Raw genomic sequence first — 16361 nt, forward strand, 5'->3', positions numbered from 1 at the left:
GTTGCAGCGCTTACAGGATCGAGTCGCGGTCGTCACCGGCGGCGGCAGCGGCATCGGCTTGGCCACCGTCCGCCGGTTCGCCCAGGAGGGCGCGAAGGTGGTGGTCGCCGATATCGACGCCACCAGCGGCGAGGCTGCCGCCGCCGAGGTCGGCGGCCTGTACGTGAAGGTCGACGTCACCGACGAGGCGCAGGTCGAAGCGTTGTTCCAGACCGCCGTGGACACCTACGGCGGGCTCGACATCGCATTCAACAATGCGGGAATCTCACCGCCGGAGGACGATTCGATCCTCACCACGGGCCTCGAGGCGTGGCGGCGCGTGCAGGAGGTGAACCTCACCTCGGTGTACCTGTGCAGCAAGTACGCCATCAATCACATGCTCGAACGCGGTAGAGGCTCGGTGATCAACACCGCGTCGTTCGTGGCGGTCATGGGCGCGGCCACCTCGCAGATCTCCTACACCGCTTCCAAGGGCGGGGTGCTGGCCATGAGCCGGGAACTGGGAGTGCAGTTCGCGCGCAATGGCATTCGCGTCAACGCGCTGTGCCCGGGACCGGTGAACACGCCGCTGCTGCAGGAGCTGTTCGCCAAGGATCCCGAGCGGGCCGCGCGCCGGCTGGTGCACATTCCGCTGGGCCGCTTCGCCCAGCCGGAGGAGATCGCCGCCGCCGTCGCCTTCCTGGCCAGCGACGACTCCTCCTTCATCACCGCCTCGCAGTTCCTGGTCGACGGTGGCATCTCCGGCGCGTACGTGACGCCGCTGTAATCGCTAAAGGTCCTCGGGGACATCCGTTTCCAGCAGTCGCTTGGGATGCATCCCGTTCACCTGGCCGATGAACGGCGGGTGGATGCTGTAGCCCAGCATGCGGCGGATGTCCTCGCCGACCGCGCGCACGATGTCGTGCGGGGTGGACAGGGTGAAGGCTTCCTGCGGGCGCAGCCACGGCTCGCAATATTGCGCGGTGAGCGCCAGACGTGGTGCGGCGGAGCGGTTCGCGCCGCCGCCGTGCCACAGGGTGCCGAGGAAGAACACGCACGAACCCGCGGGCATGACCACAGGCACGCGCTCTTCGTCCCCGGACGGCAGCCGATCGCCCCATTCGTGGCTGCCGAGCACGATGTCGGTCGCGCCGTTGTCGGCCGTGAACTCGTCGATGGCCCAGATGGTGGCCGCGCTCAACGCCTTCCGGGGCCGGGGGAGCGGATAGAAGCCGTCGTCGGTGTGCAGCATCTGCGCCGCCTCGCCCGGCAGAATATTGATGGCCTGGATCATCGACAGCAGATAGTTCGGCATGAGCAGCCGGTCCAGCAGCGCCAGCACCCGCGGGTGCGCCACGACCCGATCGCAGCTGCGCGTCTTGTTGAGCATGCTGTACACGCGTTGCGTGGCATGGCCTTCGAAGTTGTTGCGGCCGGTGCGTTCCAGCATGGGCGCCACCTCGGCGCGGATCTGCGCCAGCTCCCCGGCGTCGAGCAGGCCCTCAAGGATCACGTAGCCCTCGCGCAGCACCGCCGCCAGATCCGCGTCCACGACGGCGGAATCGACTGTGTGCCCGCTGCTTCGCGTATGGCGATAGGTGCCGGCGAGATCTCCGGACAGATCGACGACCGATGACACTTCGGCGCCCATGACGCCCTCCGATCCGAAACATAACTGAGTTCTGTTATTGTCCGACTGTGGCACGCGCACCCCTGGGACGTCAACAACTCCTCGACGCCGCCCGCGCCGAACTCCTGGACGGCAACGGCGTGGTCGATCTGCACGCCCTCAAGCGGCGCTCCGGGCTCAGCACCGGGGCGCTGTATCACCACTTCGGCTCCAAAGCCGGTCTGCTGGTGGCTGTTTACGAGGAGTTCCATCGGGGGCTGGTGGCGGCCATCGCCGACGACACGCTGCCCGCGGGCGGGCACTGGGGTGATCGGGAACGGGTGCGCACACGGCACTTCGTGGCCTACCACTTCGGTGATCCGCTGGCCGAATTATTGCTCAGCCGAATCGTCATGGAGCCCGAGGTGGCGGAACTGGAAGCCGGTGCGCTGGCCCGGCTCACCGCTTCGGCGGGCCGCAATATCCGGCAGGGTCAGCGCGACGGCGATATCGACGCGGCCATCGATCCGGAATTGGCCGGGGCCTGCATTATCGGGGCCCTGAAATACGGCATCGCCGATCTGCTGCGCCGCGACCCGCGACCGTCGGTGGACGATGCGTCCGCCCGCCTGTGGAATGTGATCGAAGGAGCGTTGACCAGCAGGTAGGTCAGCCGATCACCGGGTAGGTGTGCTCGCCGGACAGCCGGGTCAGCTCCGCCTGCATCACACCGGTGACATAGTCGTAGGCGCTCTCCGGATCGGCAGCACCGCCCAGCGCCTCGCGCAGGTCGATGCGCGGCAGGAATTCGACGGTCACCTTCGTCGGCAGCGGCAGGTGCCCGGCCAGATCGCTGATGTTCACCCCCCACGGCAGCGCCAGGGAAATGGGAAACACCTTGAGCCGCAGCATCTTGTCCAGCCGCAGGAACCGGGCGATGCGGTCGCCCCGGGTGAGGATCAGATGATTCTCGTGCGCACCGTAGTTGATCATCGGGACGATCGGCACCCGCTCCTGCCAGGCCAGCCGCAGGAAGCCGGTGCGGCCCGCGAAATCGATGCGAGCCTCCTCCCAGGCCGGGCGATGCACCTCCCAGTCACCGCCCGGATACACCAGCACCGCCGCCCCGCTGCGCAACGCCAGCCGGGCATTCTCCGGATTGGCGGCGAGGGTGCCGAATTTGGCGGCGGCGTCACCGAGCAGCGGCGCGGCCATCACCAGATTGTGGGCGAGCTGATAGAAGGGCCGATCGGGGCCGAAATGGCGGGTGAACGCCAGGGTCGTCACCAGCACCTCGGGGGAGACATTGCCGCCGGAATGATTGCCCACCACCAGGACCGGGCCGGAGGCGGGGATGCGGTCCAGGCCGCGGACCTCCGCGCGGAAGTACAGCCGGGCGGCCCGCCAGGCCGGACCGGTCACGCGGGCAATGTAATCGGGATCCCGGCGGCCCAGATCGCCCTCGGGCACCCGGTCGCGGACCTGGCGGCTGACCCATTCGGAGACCTCGCCGATCGGTGGTGACGGCAGTGCGAACAACCTCATGGCTCACGCCATACCCGGCCTGCGTGCGGCCACACGCGGGCCGCGCGTCGTAACGTGGGCCGCATGACCGAACGCGTGGTGATCATCGGAGCGGATGCGACCGGAATGGCGGCGGCGTCACAGGCGCGCAGGCTGAGAAACGCCGCGGAACTCGAGATCGTGGTGTTCGAACGCGGGCACTTCACCTCGTATTCGGCGTGCGGCATTCCGTACTGGGTGGGTGGCCACGTGGACTCCCGCGACGATCTCATCGCGCGCACGCCGGAGGAACACCGGGCCCGCGACATCGATCTGCGCTTGCGCACCGAGGTGGCGGAGATCGATATCGACGGGCGGCGGGTGCGGGCGCGGGATCTGGAGACCGGCGACGAATCCTGGTGGGACTACGACAAACTCGTCTTCGGCACCGGAGCGACGCCGATCCGGCCGCCGCTGCCGGGCATCGACGCGGCCGGCGTGCACGGGGTGCAGACCCTCGATGACGGGCAGGCCCTCATCGACAGCCTGAACTCGATTCCCGGCCGCCGCGCGGTCGTGGTGGGCGCGGGCTACATCGGCGTCGAGATGGCCGAAGCCCTGATCAATCGCGGCTACGAGGTCACCATGGTGACCCGCAGCCCGCAGCCCATGTCGACGCTGGATCCGGATATGGGTGAGCTCATCCGGAAAGCCATGGAGGGCATGGGGATTCAGGTCGTCACCGACGCCGAGGTGACCGCCATCCGCACCGGCGCGGACGGGCGGGCGAATGCGGTCGCCACCGCGGACGCCGAATACCCCGCCGACATAGTGGTTCTCGGCATCGGCGTGCGCCCCGCCACCGAGTTGGCCCGCGCCGCCGGTCTGCCGCTCGGCCCGCACGACGGGCTGCTGACCGACCTCGCCATGCGGGTGCGCGGCCACGAGAACATCTGGGCGGGAGGCGATTGCGTCGAGGTCCTCGATCTCGTCTCCGGATCCCTGCGCCACATTCCGCTGGGCACGCACGCCAACAAGCACGGCCAGATCATCGGCTCCGGCGTGGGCGGCGACTATGCCACCTTCCCGGGCGTCGTGGGCACCGCGGTCAGCAAGGTGTGCGATCTCGAGGTCGCCCGGACCGGTCTGCTGGAGCAGGACGCGCGCGCCGTCGGCCTCCAGTACGTCACCGTGGTCATCGAATCCACCAGCCGCTCCGGCTATTACCCCGGCGCGGCCCCCATGGCGGTGAAGATGCTCGCCGAGCGCCGCAGCGGGCGGCTGCTCGGCGTGCAGATCGTGGGCCGGGAGGGCGCGGGCAAGCGCATCGATGTCGCCGCCGTCGCCCTCACCGCCCGCATGACCGTCGAGCAGATGGTCGCCCTCGATCTCGGCTACGCGCCGCCGTTCTCACCGGTGTGGGATCCGGTGCTGGTGGCCGCCCGCAAAGCGGTCGGCGTGGTGCGACGGGATCAGCGCACGACCGAGTAACGGACACAGGCGAAGTCGCCATTGTGGGCGACCTCTTCGGTCTTCAGTTCGAGGTGGCGCGGGAGCAGCGGTGCGCCCGCGCCCAGGGTGACCGGCGCGATGGACACGACGATCTCGTCCAGCAGGCCGTGGTCGGCGAACTGGCCGACCAGCTCGCCGCCACCCATGAGCCAGATGTCCTTGCCGCCGGCGGCTTCGGCCATCTGCTTGTGCACCACATCCACCGGATCGGCGGTCAGGCGGACGTCGCGGTTGTCGGTGAACTCGGGGAACTCGCGATGAGTGAAGACCCAGCTGGGCATGGTGAAAGGCCAAGGGCCCTTGTCATGGTCGATGACCCACCGGTACGTGCTCGCGCCCATGGCGATGGCGCCCACATTGGCGGTGAAGTGGTTGAGGCCGAGCGGGCCGTCCGGATCGGAGTGCCGCGACAGCAGCCAGTCGAGGTTGTGATCGGCCGTGGCGAGGAAGCCGTCCAGGCTGACGGCGGTGTGGAAGACGGTCTTGAAGGTCATGTCAGTTCCTCTTACGTAGCCAGTCGATGGGATCACCGGCGCCGAGTTCGATTGCGGTGCCGGGGTATTCGGTGTGCAGCCAGTAGCGGACGAGATGTCTGCGATGCGCGGAGTAACTCAGCACATGTGCGATGACGCTGCCGAGCACGAAGCTCTCGGGCGGATCACACAGGGCGTCGATGAGGGTGTCGTCCCAGCCGCCGCGCTGGTCGATCTCCCGGATGGTGTCGAGCCAGCGCGCGGTCACCCGGTCGTGGCGGCGCACCAGATCGTCGATGGCGCCGGATTGCGCGCCCGGCAGGTCCTCGCCGTCGATGGCGGCGAGCCACACTTCCTTCGATTCGATCAGGTGCTCCAGCACCGTGGCGATGGATTCCTCCGTGCCACGGAAGGTCTCGACCGTGAAATCCGGAATCCGGACGCGACGGTACTGCTCCTCGCTGAGTTTGCTTGCTGCGCTCAGCAGTTCGCGGGTGTCCTCGATATCGTGGTGCACCAGCAGGGTGGTGGGATCCATCCCGGTCTTTCCTTTCGGTGCGTTCTCCACCCACAGCGACATGGGCGGATGAAAGTGGATGCCATTGCCTGCCGATAGCCAGCGGCGGCGTCTGTCCCGCGTGGTGGCGCTGGGCGGATGCCCGAACGCCCTGCTGAACGCGCGGCTGAAACCCTCCACCGAGTCGTATCCGGCCGCGAACGCCACCTCGGTCACCGACTCACCGGTCGACAATTCCCAGGCCGCGCGTTCCAGCAGGACACGCCGCTTGAGTGCGACCGGTGACTCACCGGTGCCGCGCGAGAACTGCCGGGTGAAATGGAAGGGGGACACGTACGCGTCCGCCGCCATCTCATCGAGGCTGGTGTTCTCCTCGCGTAGTACGGCATCGAGGAGTTCTCGCAGCCGATCTCGTCCGTTCTTGGGCACACGAACAGTTTGCCAAGTGCGCTGCCGGGCTCGCTTGACGGTTCTTGCTCACTGCCCGCGTGATGCGCGGATGATGCTCCGGGCCATAGAGTCGGGAAAACTCGCAACGGGAGGCAAGGCTCGAGATGCGCATCGAACAGGTATCGGACTCGGTGTACGCGGTCCGCGGCACGAACGTGAACTGGGCTCTGGTGAGCGACGGTTCGGGGGTGACCGTGATCGACGCCGGCTATCCGGCCGACTCCGGAGATCTGCTGAAGTCGGTGCGCGAGATCGGGCATCAGCTCTCGGATGTGGCCGCGGTGCTGCTCACCCACGCGCACCTCGATCACATGGGCGGGATTCCGGCCCTGGTCGAGGCGACGGGCGTGCCGGTGTACACCGGTGCGGCCGAGGTTCCGCACGCGCGACGGGAATTCCTCCAGCAGATCACGCCGCTGGAGATGGTGCAGCAGCTCGGCAGCCTGCGCGGGGCGCGATGGGTGTTCCAGACGCTGCGCGCGGTGACCTGGCATATCGGAATGAAGATTCCGTCGGCCACCTCCACCGACGCGCAAACCCTCGCCCAGCTGCCCGGCGGGCTGGTGGCCATCCCGACGCCGGGGCACACCGTCGGGCACACCTCGTTCCTGATGCCCGCCGAGGGCGTGCTGTTCAGTGGCGACACCCTGGTCAGCGGGCATCCCATCGCCCCGCACGCGGGACCGCAGGTGCTGCCGACCGTGTTCAACCACGACGAGCAGGCCACCCGCGCGGCCGCGCGGTCACTGGCGGCCTACGACGCCGAGGTGCTCGTGCCCGGACACGGCGACCCGGTGCGCGAGAAGGTGTCGGTGCTGGCGAATTCGCTCCTGCAGGACCGTGACTCGCACTGACCGCACACCCGCTCGCGGAAGGTCAAGCGGTGCGGATCAATTCACGACCTGCACGATATCGCCCGGATTCAGGTGATAGAAGGTGCGTTCGGCGCCCACCGGGGTCATGCGGATGCAGCCGTGCGACTGTTCCTCGGTGGGACCGATGTGGGTGGCGATATCGCCATTGAAGAACACGGCCCACTTCATGGGCACGTGATGCAGGGTGCTCCAGTGGTCCTCGCGTTTGAACGCGACCCGGAAGGTGCCGGGCGGCGTCTCGTACCCGGGCCGGCCGTGCGACATGACATCCGGGCCGTAGGTGACCTTGCCGTCCTCCATCAGCCACATCTCATTGGTGGACAGCCGCAGGCAGAGCCGGGTTTCTGCGGAACAGGGGGCGAACACCGGCACCGCCGGGCTCGGAATCAGCGGGGGTACGCCCGGAATATCGGGACCGCCCGGCCAGAGTGGGTCGGCCTGCGCCGGAATCGCGGTGAGGATTCCGGCTACCGCCAGACCGGCCACCGCCGCCCACCGTGCCAACCCGCGACGTGCATGTTTGCTGCCCATGACGCATCCAGCCTCTCGCATCGGCACAGGCTCGGATCGCCGAGTCGCATGCCACCAATCGAAGGGAACCGTCGGTTTCGCCACACTCCGGAGACAATCAATGATACTGTCCGCCACGGTTTTCCGCGCTCAATCCGGCATCGCGTCGGATTCCGGGGCGGGCCTGCGGTGTTGAGCCGGCGATAATCCGGCTGTTAGCGGGGTCGATCATGGTTCGGGTCATGATTTCTCGTGCGATGGCAGTGATCGGATTCAGCGTGTCGGTGGCGGCGGCCGCGGTGACAGGAGCGGCGGGCGGCGCCGGAGCGGATTCGGCGGTGCACTGGCAGAAGTGGCAGACACCCAGCGGGAACATCGCGTGCAAGAACCTGAACGAAGGGGTCATCTGCGAGATTCGCGAATACAGTTTCGCCGCGCCGGAATGGACCGGGACCCAGTGCCGGGGCAAGAACCTCGGCGTGCGGCTGACGGCGAACGATCGCGAGGTCATCTGCCTGATGGACACCCTGTTCGAACCGAATCTGCCCGTGCTGCAGTACAACCAATTCTGGCTGAGCACCGACAACAGCACCGAATGCCTGCCGAGTGCGGCCGAGCTGCGGTGCAGTCGCGGTGCGCACGCGTTCACCCTGTCCAAGGAGCAATACCGGATCGGGTGACCGGCGGGCGTGACATGATGGCCTCGGGTCGAGTCGAAAGGCCACGTCATGTCGCGTGAATCCCGCCGCACACCCTTCCTGCCGCCGCGCTGGTTCATTCACTTCTTCTGGCGGGCGCATCGCGCGCTGTATGGGGTCACGCGCGGCCGGATCGGGTTGTCGCGCCCCAAGGATCGGACGCACTGGGGGACCATGCGGCTCACCACCGTCGGACGCCGGAGCGGGCGGGAACGCAGTGTCATGCTCGGCTACTTCGAGGACGGGCCGAATCTGGTCACCCTCGCCATGAACGGGTGGGGTGCGGGTGAACCGGCCTGGTGGCTCAACCTGCAGGCGCAGCCTTCAGCGACGGTGGAGGTCTCGGGGAGTCGCACGCAGGGGGTGCGCGGGCGGGCCGCTTCGGGCGAGGAGCGGGTGCGGCTGTGGGAGCGGTGGCGCGAGATCGACCGGGATCTCGACGCGTACGCGGCGCTCAGGCCGGCCGAGACGGCTGTCGTGATTCTGGAACCGCGCTGAGCGCCAGCGCGCGATGACATTGCAGGGCGGCCAGCACCGCGAACCCGGCCGCCAGGCCGGCGGCGGCGATCCTGAGGTACTGGCCGGTCACGAATTCTGTTGCGGCTCGATCGATTTCGTCGGCGGTGTGCTGGGCTCTGTCGTCGAACAGGATCGAGGCGCGGGGCCACAGGTAGAGGATCGACAGCAGGAACTGGCCGCTCAGCAGTGCGGCCAGTGAACAACCCAGCCAGCGGCGGCCGATCCGATACCGGAGCGCGGCTGCGAGCGCGATGAGTGCGGACAGGGTCATGACACCGCCGAGTGGGCGCATGACATCGCCCACTGCGATCACGCTCATGAACTGCTCGGTCAGCACCAGCGATTCGGGGATGTCGCGGAAGATGTTCGGATAGAGCAGCCAGGTTTCGGCCACGGTCGCCGAGAATACGAAGAAGGCGACCGTGGCGTAGCCGCCGAGAATGATCGCGGGGATTCGATACGTCATGGGTGGGACGGTAGTGCGGCCCGTTCGGTCGGACATCCGGCTGTGAGCAGCGGTGATGTCGTAGCTGGGGGACTGGGGAGTACGTCGGGAAGCGACGGGCGCCATCGCCTTCGGCAGCATGCCGCCTCCGGAACGGCTTCGTATCATGGCGCTATGGCGGCGCGCGGGCGAGGGCTGGGCGGGATCGGATCCCGGCCAGCGGATCTGCTGCTGGGTGGGGTGCTCGCCGCGGCCATCGCCCTGATCATCGCGCTCGGGCAGGGCGGGCATCGGAGCCCGGATGTGTTCGCGTATCTGTTCGCGGCCGGGTTCGGGGCATCGATGCTGGTGCGCAGGCGATTTCCGGTGCTCGTCGTGGTCGTGACGGTGGCGGGCATCTTCGGCTATTACGCCCTGCGGTACCCGCCCATCGGGGTGGCGGTGCCGCTGGCGGGGGCGCTGTTCGCCGCCGCTGACGCGGGCCAGATGTGGTGGGCCGTGGGAGCGGCCGCGCTCGTTTACGCTGTGGCGCTCTGGTATCGGCTCAACGACGGTGAATCGGCCGCCTATCTCGTTGGCTACGAGGGTGTTTCGAACGTCGCCTTGATCGTGACCGCCCTGGCCCTGGGTTTCGCGGTGCGGTCGCGGCGGTTGCGGACGCTGGAGCAGGCCGAAATCGGCCGTCTCACAAGCGAACAGGTGGCCCGGCAGGCCGAACTGCGGTTGCGGACCGAACGGGAGCGCTTGTCGCGAGATCTGCACGATACGGTCGGGCATCTCATGGCCTTGATCTCGGTGCAGGCCGGGGTGGCGGCCGAGGCGATCGGGCGCGACGATGCCGCCGTGCGCACGGCCGTGGGACATATCCGCGACACCAGCCGACGGTCGCTGCGGGACGTGCGGGCCATGGTCCGAATGCTGCGTGACGAAGGCGTGGATGCGCGAAAAGTATTGCGCCTGGCCGAAGTTCCCGCGCTGGCGGCCGACACTCGCGGGGCCGGGGTCGCGGTGACGTTCGAGCCCGGATCCGCTCTCGAGCGCGAACTTCCGCCGCAGGTGGACGCCACCGCGTACCGGCTGGTGCAGGAGGCGCTGACCAATGTGGTCCGGCATGCGCACGCCACCGAGGCGCGGGTCGTCGCCGACATCGCGGACGGCGCGCTGCACCTGGCCGTGATCGACAATGGCAGAGCGGAACCCGGTTCGAACGGGGACTGCGGCCATGGCCTGGCCGGAATGCGGGAGCGGGTCCGGCTATTGGGCGGCACGCTCACCACGGGGCCCGCCGGGACATCGGGCTTTGCTGTCAGAGCGCGTATTCCGCTCGAGGCGGTCCAATGATTCGCATCGTGGTCGTGGACGACCAGGAGCTGGTTCGGACCGGTCTGCGCACCCTGGCCGAACACGACGGCGATATCGCGGTCGTCGCGGAGGCCGACAATGGCGCGAACGGTCTTGCGGTCGTACGGCATTCGATACCCGATGTGGTGCTCATGGACATCCGCATGCCGGGGGTCGACGGGATCGAGGCCACCCGGCAGATCGTCGGTGATCCCGCGCTCCAGGACGTTCGTGTGGTGATGCTGACGACCTTCGACGAGGACGAGGACATTCTCGGTGCGATTCGGGCGGGCGCGTCCGGATATCTGCTCAAAGATCTGAGCCCGCAACAACTCCGGACCGCCATCCGGACGGTCGCCCACGGTGACGCGCTGCTCGCGCCCGCGGTCACGCGCACACTGCTGGATCGGGTGGCCCGGGAATCCGGTGGCGTCCGGCCCGAGCTCATCGCCGATCTCACCCCGCGCGAACGCCAGGTGCTGACCCGAGTCGGTTTGGGGGAGAACAACTCCGAGATCGGCGCCAGCCTGCACATCAGCCCGGCGACCGCCCGGACCTACGTCAGCCGGTTACTGGGCACCTTGCGGGCGCGCGATCGGGCGCAGCTGGTCGTGCTCGCCTATGAATCCGGTCTCGTCCGGCCGGGCGGGGATTGACCCGGTCACCGGATAGCGCGGAAGATCAGGGTGGGCCCACTGGCGGCAACCTGTCCCGCTGCTCCGCATTCCGAATGTCGCGGAGCCCCCGGACGGGTGTCGACCATACTCCGAGAGGAACCCGGCATGTCCCGAACCCGAACCAGTTCTGTCGACCGCGAACAGATCGACACCTTCCTGCGCGAGCACGGCGCGGACCGCATCCCGCATCCTGGCGGCACCCTGCTGGCGCATCTGCATCGAGTCGCCGACCTGTTGCGGGAGTGGGGTGCCGACCTCGATGTGCAATACGCGGGACTGTGTCACGCCGTGTACGGCACTGACGGTTTCGATCGAGCACTGCTCGATATCACCGAACGCGAGACAGTGGTCGAATTGCTCGGCGCGCGAGCCGAATCGATCATCTACTGCTACAGCAGCTGCGACAGAGGCGCGGTGTACCCGCGCCTGGGGACCGGGCCGCGGGTCTTCACCGATCGTTTCACCGGCCGCGAATTCGAGCCCGCCGACGACACCCTGCGCGCGTTCCTGGAGATCACCGTCGCGAACGAACTCGACGTCATGACCCACAATGCCGAGCTGGCCGTGCAGCATGGGGCCGCGCTGTACGAACTGTTCGGCCGCGTCCGCGACCAGCTCTCGGACGCCGCATGGCAGGCGTGCCGAAAGCAGTTGGGGTAAGCCGTGGAGACGCTCACGATTCACCGGGCCGGGCAGGGCCCGGCGGTGATGCTCGTGCACGGTGGCGCCGGACCGACGACGACCTGGCGTGGGCTGGAATCGCTGGCCGCGCGCTGGACGCTGCTGTACGTCTACCGGCGCGGCTTCGGCGCGGGTCCGCTGCCGCCGCACGGTCACCAGGACTTCGAGGTCGACGCGGACGATCTCGAAGTCCTCTGCAAGGAGTATCGGCCGCACGTGGTCGCGCACTCCTACGGCGTGCTCGGCACCCTCCTCGCGACTGCCCGGGTGCCCGAATGCGTGCGCTCGCTGACCCTGATCGAACCGCCCCTGTACTTCCTGGCCCCCGATGACCCCGACGTCGCACGACTGCAACAGGTGGGGGATGCGGTGCTCACCGAGGGGCTCGCCACGGATCCGGCGATACTGCGCGAATTCCTCACCCTCTCCGGAGCGCCTGCCGCCGGACCCGGCGGGGCATCCGAGGCCGCGGTGCGCCGTGCGCTGGGTGGCCGCCTGCCCGGCGAGGCCCGCCCGGACCTGAAGATTGTGCGTGCGGCCGGAATTCCCGCGCTGGTCGCGTCCGGCGGACACCATCCCGCCCTGGAACGCATCTGCGACCGGCTCGCCGCCGAACTCGCAGCGCAGCGGCTGCTCGCGCGCGGTGCGGGTCATTTCGTCCCGGCGGCACCGGGTTTCGCGGCCGCGCTCGAGGAGTTCCTCGGCACCCGGTGACGCGACGGCGGCCTTATGCTGTGCGACGAGGCCGCTCGGGAGTTCCGATCCGCCTGTGCGTCAAGGAGATCAGGAGACATCGATGTCACCGGGTAACGGTCGGCCGGAGGACCTGTGGTCGCAGGTCACCGACGTGTTCGAACCGATCGCGGACGACTACGAACCGCCCCGCGCCGGACGCGCGCCGGCGCGGGGACGGTCGCAGGGGCAGCGCTACGCGCTGATCGGCCTGGTGGTGGCCGTCGTGCTGGCGCTGGGCGTCGGCGCGTTCCTCACCGCCCGCCACTTCATCGGACCGGTCGATCCCGAAACCACTGCGCGGCAGACGGTTACCGAGACCACCACCCCCGCCGCGGTGACCACCACCCCGTCCGGACCGACCACGCCGCCGGCCGCCGGCGCCGCACTATCCTCGGTGCTCGCCTGGATCAAGGCCGGCACCCCGGTAGACGCCGCCAACTTCCACACCGCGACCAGCGGCAACACCGTCAACGATCTCGGATCGGCGGTAGCCTTCACCAGCCCGTCCGGCAAGATCCGCTGCATGACCCCCACCGCGGGCACCAGCGTCCGGCAGGGCCTGACCTGCATGGCCGACCTCGACAACCCGCCCTCCCGCCCGGCGAACGCCCGCGGCAACTGGGTCCCCGGCTGGATCGACTTCCCCGGCGCCACCCTCGGCGTCGGCCACGTCCAAGGCGACCCCGGCCCCTTCCTGCTGGGCGACGGCCCCACCCTGAACTACGGCAGCCGCCTCACCTTCGACAACTACGACTGCCGCATGGACAAGGCCGGCCTGTTCTGCCTCAACCAATCCGAAAGCTCCGCAATGCAACTCAGCAGCGCGGGCCCCACCCCCTTCGGCTGCCTGTCGGAATACACCTCCACCGAATACGGCCTCTGGTACTCCTGCAACACCCCCGTCCCCACGACCACCACGAAATCCACCCGCAGCGAACAACCCACCACCACCGCGGTCGCCGCGGTCGTGGGCCAGCCCTGCACGAAGGAAGGTCAGCGCGGTCGCGCCGCCAATGGCACGGCCCTGATCTGCGAGGCAGCCGGCGGCTCCGGTCTGCGCTGGTTCGTCGAGTAGCCGGGCACGCTGTCCGGCCCGGCATCCGACGGGCGAATTTCGCAGGGGCCGATGAATTTTCGGGACGCGAACCGTCTGTAGTCGTGGAGGTGCCGGTATGAGCGGAATCGTGGATGCGGCGGAGCTTCGGGAACTGTGTCTGGCGGCGGGGGCCGATGATGTCGGCTTCGCTGCGCTGGAGACGCCTGGGCTGGAGGGGGAGGTGGAGTATGTGCGGGAGGCGCTGCCCAGCACGCGGTCATTGATCGCGGTGTGTGTGCGGGTGGGGCGGGAGAACTTTCGGAGCCGGGCTGCCAGCAGTGTGAATACCGAGATCGATACGGCCATCCCGGTGCTGGATCGGATCGGGCACAAGATCAGTATTGCGCTGCAGGACCGGGGGTTTCGGGCGTTGTATCCGTCGGTGACGTTTCCGGTGGAGGCGCAGCGGCTGCCGAGCCGGGGGTGGACTGTGTCGCACAAGCCGGTGGCGGTGGCCGCGGGGTTGGGGCACATGGGGATTCATCGGTGTGTGATTCATCCGCGGTTCGGGAGCTTCATCGGGCTGGGGACCGTGTTGACCGAGGCGGTGATCACGCCGTATTCCCAACCGCTGGAGTGGAATCCGTGTTTGGGGTGCTATCTGTGTGTGGCCGCCTGTCCGGTGGGGGCGATCCACAATGACGGGAGTTTCGACTTCAACAGCTGCTATGCGCATACCTACAACCAGTTCGTGAACAACTTCGCGGACTGGGTCGAAACCATGGCGGACAGTGCGGATCTTGACGACTACAACGCGCGGATGAGTCCTCGGGAGACCACGCAGCAGTCGCGGCGGCAGTATCGGTCCGGGTACTGCGTGGCAGTGTGCCCGGCCGGGTCGGAGGTCATCGGGCCGTATCTGGATGATCGGAAGAAGCATCTGCAGCAGGTGTTGCGACCACTACAGCGCAAGCCGGAGAACGTATACGTGAGTCCGGGCTCCAATGCGGAAAACCATGTGCAGAAGATGTTCCGGGCGAAGACCGTGCGGCATGTGGACAGCGGGATCATGCCGCCGGACGGCATCGACGCGGCTCCGGAGGCGCGATGAACGACAGTGAGCGGCTGTGGAATCGGCTGCATGTGCCGGTGGAACGCGGGTCGGCCCAGCGGCCCCATCCCACCGTCGAGGCCGCGCGGAGACGAGCCACGGCGGAACCCGTTGCGCTCGACGCCGATTGGCTGCGGGAGCTGTGCCTGCGCGAGGGGCTCGATGATGTGGGGTTCGTGGCTGTGTCCACGCCCGGTCTGGAAGAGGAGCGGGACTATGTGCTCGAAGCCCTGCCGGGGACCCGCTCGCTGATCGGATTCTGTCTGCGGACCAGTCGCGACAATCTGCAGAGCCGGTCCATCAGCGCGGCCAATCGTGATGTCGCGACCACGCAGGAACTGGGGCATGAGGCGGCGCGGCGGATCTGCCTGGAACTGCAGCGGCACGGGGTGCGGGCGCTGTATCCGGCGGCCGGGTTTCCCGCCGAGATCCATCGCTTCCCCAATCGCAGCTGGGTGGTGTCGCACAAGCTGGTGGCGGTCGCGGCCGGGCTGGGCCGGATGGGATTGCATCGCAATGTGATTCACCCGAGGTTCGGCACCTTCATCACCCTCGGCACGATTCTGCTGGATCGTGAGATCACCGCGTACTCGCAGCCGGTCGCCTCGAATCCGTGTATCGACTGCGGGCTGTGCGTCACCACCTGTCCGGTGGGCGCCATTCACGCCGACGGCGGATTCGACTTCGATGCCTGCTACACCCACAACAACCACCATGAACTGTCGAATTTCGCGGGCTGGGTGGAGGAGGTGGTCGACAGTGCCGATGCCGCCGACTATCGGCGGCGGGTCACCCCGACCGAGACGCTGGCGATCTGGCAGAGCCTGTCGTTCGAACCGCAGTTCCGGGCCGGATACTGTGTCGCGGTGTGCCCGGCGGGCAGCGATGTGCTCGGCCGCTACCTCGACGATCCGCAGGGACATGCGCGCGATGTGGTGCAGCCGCTCATGCGCAAACCGGAGTACGTCTACGTCGACCCGGATTCCGCGGCGGCGGAGCATGTGCGGAAGCGATTTCCGCACAAGACGATTCGACCGGCACGTCAGGTGACAGTGCCCGAACCCGAGATCGATCCCCGGCCGGAGCGGCAATGACGACCACCAGCGAACTGCGACGCGATCTGCCCATCTTCGAGATCTACACCGGAGCGAACGGGGATCGGATCGAACTGCATCCGTGGTTCTTCGTGGCGGGGAAGCAGTACCTGGGGCTGACCCGAATCCTGCCGCCCGGCACCGGAAAAGGGCCCGCGCACGTGCACACCGGCATCACCCAGTACTCGTTCCTGCTCGCGGGTCCGTCGGCGCGGTACCGGCGCGGCCTGCGCGCGGGCACCCTGAAAACCGGTGACGCTCTGGTCATTCCGCCGGGTGCGGCGCACGTCGATCCGTACAACGACACCGATGAGCCGGTCGTCGTGCGGACGGTCTATACGCCGGGCCCGGTGTGGCTCATGTCCTACGGCAAGACCCTCGGCCAGGCCGTGCGCGATGGAAACGTCAACGCCCAGCACGAATTACGTCCAGCGCACCTGCTGTTGATGCTCGGCACACCGGGTTCGGTGACCTTCGCCGCGAGAGTTCCCCTCGCACTCCAGCGTCGGGTCATGCTCCCGCTGGCCACCCGGATCGCCCGCCGCCGCGGCTACGCACCGGCTGCGGGCCTGCGCGGGCACATCTTCCGGTGAACC

The 16361-nt window shown here is 68.0% G+C and carries 20 protein-coding genes; 14 read left to right on the plus strand and 6 right to left on the minus strand.

The genetic code is table 11. From position 1 onward, the window contains the following. The first annotated feature begins 1 nt into the window (after position 1). Positions 2-766, plus strand: a complete 765-nt coding sequence (locus H0264_RS23000) for a 3-oxoacyl-ACP reductase (RefSeq protein ID WP_181585761.1) — start codon at positions 2-4, stop codon at positions 764-766. A gap of 3 nt (positions 767-769) precedes the next feature. On the opposite strand, the gene H0264_RS23005 is transcribed toward H0264_RS23000, so the two are convergent. Then, positions 770-1630: a phytanoyl-CoA dioxygenase family protein gene (locus H0264_RS23005; RefSeq protein ID WP_181579462.1), complete on the minus strand. Its 861-nt coding sequence runs from the start codon at positions 1628-1630 to the stop codon at positions 770-772. Positions 1631-1677: 47 nt separating this feature from the next. Between H0264_RS23005 and H0264_RS23010 the strand changes: the two genes are divergently transcribed. Then, positions 1678-2256, plus strand: a complete 579-nt coding sequence (locus H0264_RS23010; protein WP_181579463.1) for a TetR/AcrR family transcriptional regulator — start codon at positions 1678-1680, stop codon at positions 2254-2256. A gap of 1 nt (position 2257) precedes the next feature. Here the strand turns inward: H0264_RS23010 and H0264_RS23015 are convergent, their stop codons facing one another. Next, positions 2258-3133, minus strand: coding sequence for a 1-acyl-sn-glycerol-3-phosphate acyltransferase (locus H0264_RS23015; RefSeq protein WP_181579464.1), 876 nt, complete (start codon positions 3131-3133; stop codon positions 2258-2260). 63 nt (positions 3134-3196) lie between these two features. On the opposite strand from H0264_RS23015, the gene H0264_RS23020 reads away from it, so the two are divergent. Further along, on the plus strand, positions 3197-4582 hold the full coding sequence (locus H0264_RS23020; protein WP_181579465.1) for an FAD-dependent oxidoreductase: 1386 nt from the start codon (positions 3197-3199) through the stop codon (positions 4580-4582). Here H0264_RS23020 and H0264_RS23025 read toward each other — a convergent pair. Beyond that, complete coding sequence (locus tag H0264_RS23025) at positions 4564-5097, minus strand: dihydrofolate reductase family protein (protein ID WP_181579466.1); 534 nt, start codon at positions 5095-5097, stop codon at positions 4564-4566. The genes H0264_RS23020 and H0264_RS23025 overlap by 19 nt on opposite strands. A gap of 1 nt (position 5098) precedes the next feature. Further along, on the minus strand, positions 5099-6022 hold the full coding sequence (locus tag H0264_RS23030; protein ID WP_231085574.1) for a helix-turn-helix domain-containing protein: 924 nt from the start codon (positions 6020-6022) through the stop codon (positions 5099-5101). A 125-nt stretch (positions 6023-6147) separates the two neighbouring features. Between H0264_RS23030 and H0264_RS23035 the strand changes: the two genes are divergently transcribed. After that, on the plus strand, positions 6148-6897 hold the full coding sequence (locus H0264_RS23035; protein WP_181579467.1) for an MBL fold metallo-hydrolase: 750 nt from the start codon (positions 6148-6150) through the stop codon (positions 6895-6897). A 36-nt stretch (positions 6898-6933) separates the two neighbouring features. On the opposite strand, the gene H0264_RS23040 is transcribed toward H0264_RS23035, so the two are convergent. After that, positions 6934-7449, minus strand: coding sequence for a L,D-transpeptidase (locus H0264_RS23040; RefSeq protein ID WP_181579468.1), 516 nt, complete (start codon positions 7447-7449; stop codon positions 6934-6936). A 221-nt stretch (positions 7450-7670) separates the two neighbouring features. Here H0264_RS23040 and H0264_RS23045 point away from each other — a divergent pair, with 221 nt between their 5' ends. Further along, a complete protein-coding gene (locus H0264_RS23045; RefSeq protein ID WP_181579469.1) occupies positions 7671-8108 on the plus strand; it encodes a hypothetical protein in 438 nt (145 codons plus the stop codon). A gap of 48 nt (positions 8109-8156) precedes the next feature. Further along, on the plus strand, positions 8157-8624 hold the full coding sequence (locus H0264_RS23050) for a nitroreductase/quinone reductase family protein (protein ID WP_181579470.1): 468 nt from the start codon (positions 8157-8159) through the stop codon (positions 8622-8624). Here H0264_RS23050 and H0264_RS23055 read toward each other — a convergent pair. Next, complete coding sequence (locus H0264_RS23055; protein ID WP_181579471.1) at positions 8581-9111, minus strand: hypothetical protein; 531 nt, start codon at positions 9109-9111, stop codon at positions 8581-8583. The two genes, H0264_RS23050 and H0264_RS23055, sit on opposite strands and share 44 nt — an antisense overlap. Positions 9112-9264: 153 nt before the next feature. On the opposite strand from H0264_RS23055, the gene H0264_RS23060 reads away from it, so the two are divergent. The 8 genes from H0264_RS23060 (at position 9265) to H0264_RS23095 (ending at position 16358) form a co-directional block, all read left to right on the plus strand. Further along, the gene (locus H0264_RS23060; RefSeq protein ID WP_181579472.1) at positions 9265-10431 is read left to right on the plus strand and encodes a sensor histidine kinase; all 1167 of its coding nucleotides are present in this window, start codon (positions 9265-9267) and stop codon (positions 10429-10431) included. Beyond that, positions 10428-11087 (plus strand): response regulator transcription factor, encoded by a 660-nt coding sequence (locus tag H0264_RS23065; RefSeq protein ID WP_181579473.1) that lies wholly within the window; start codon positions 10428-10430, stop codon positions 11085-11087. Before H0264_RS23060 ends, H0264_RS23065 begins: the two co-directional genes overlap by 4 nt. Positions 11088-11213: 126 nt before the next feature. Next, positions 11214-11768, plus strand: coding sequence for a DUF6817 domain-containing protein (locus H0264_RS23070; protein ID WP_181579474.1), 555 nt, complete (start codon positions 11214-11216; stop codon positions 11766-11768). A gap of 3 nt (positions 11769-11771) precedes the next feature. Continuing rightward, a complete protein-coding gene (locus H0264_RS23075; RefSeq protein WP_231085569.1) occupies positions 11772-12503 on the plus strand; it encodes an alpha/beta fold hydrolase in 732 nt (243 codons plus the stop codon). A gap of 82 nt (positions 12504-12585) precedes the next feature. Next, positions 12586-13599, plus strand: a complete 1014-nt coding sequence (locus H0264_RS23080) for a hypothetical protein (protein ID WP_181579475.1) — start codon at positions 12586-12588, stop codon at positions 13597-13599. A gap of 97 nt (positions 13600-13696) precedes the next feature. Continuing rightward, on the plus strand, positions 13697-14671 hold the full coding sequence (locus H0264_RS23085) for a 4Fe-4S binding protein (RefSeq protein ID WP_181579476.1): 975 nt from the start codon (positions 13697-13699) through the stop codon (positions 14669-14671). After that, positions 14668-15765: a 4Fe-4S binding protein gene (locus H0264_RS23090; protein WP_181579477.1), complete on the plus strand. Its 1098-nt coding sequence runs from the start codon at positions 14668-14670 to the stop codon at positions 15763-15765. The genes H0264_RS23085 and H0264_RS23090 overlap by 4 nt, the downstream gene beginning before the upstream one ends. Further along, a complete protein-coding gene (locus H0264_RS23095) occupies positions 15762-16358 on the plus strand; it encodes a cupin domain-containing protein (RefSeq protein WP_181579478.1) in 597 nt (198 codons plus the stop codon). The genes H0264_RS23090 and H0264_RS23095 overlap by 4 nt, the downstream gene beginning before the upstream one ends. Positions 16359-16361: the final 3 nt, after the last annotated feature.

The organism is Nocardia huaxiensis (genome assembly GCF_013744875.1).
Classification (GTDB): domain Bacteria; phylum Actinomycetota; class Actinomycetes; order Mycobacteriales; family Mycobacteriaceae; genus Nocardia; species Nocardia huaxiensis.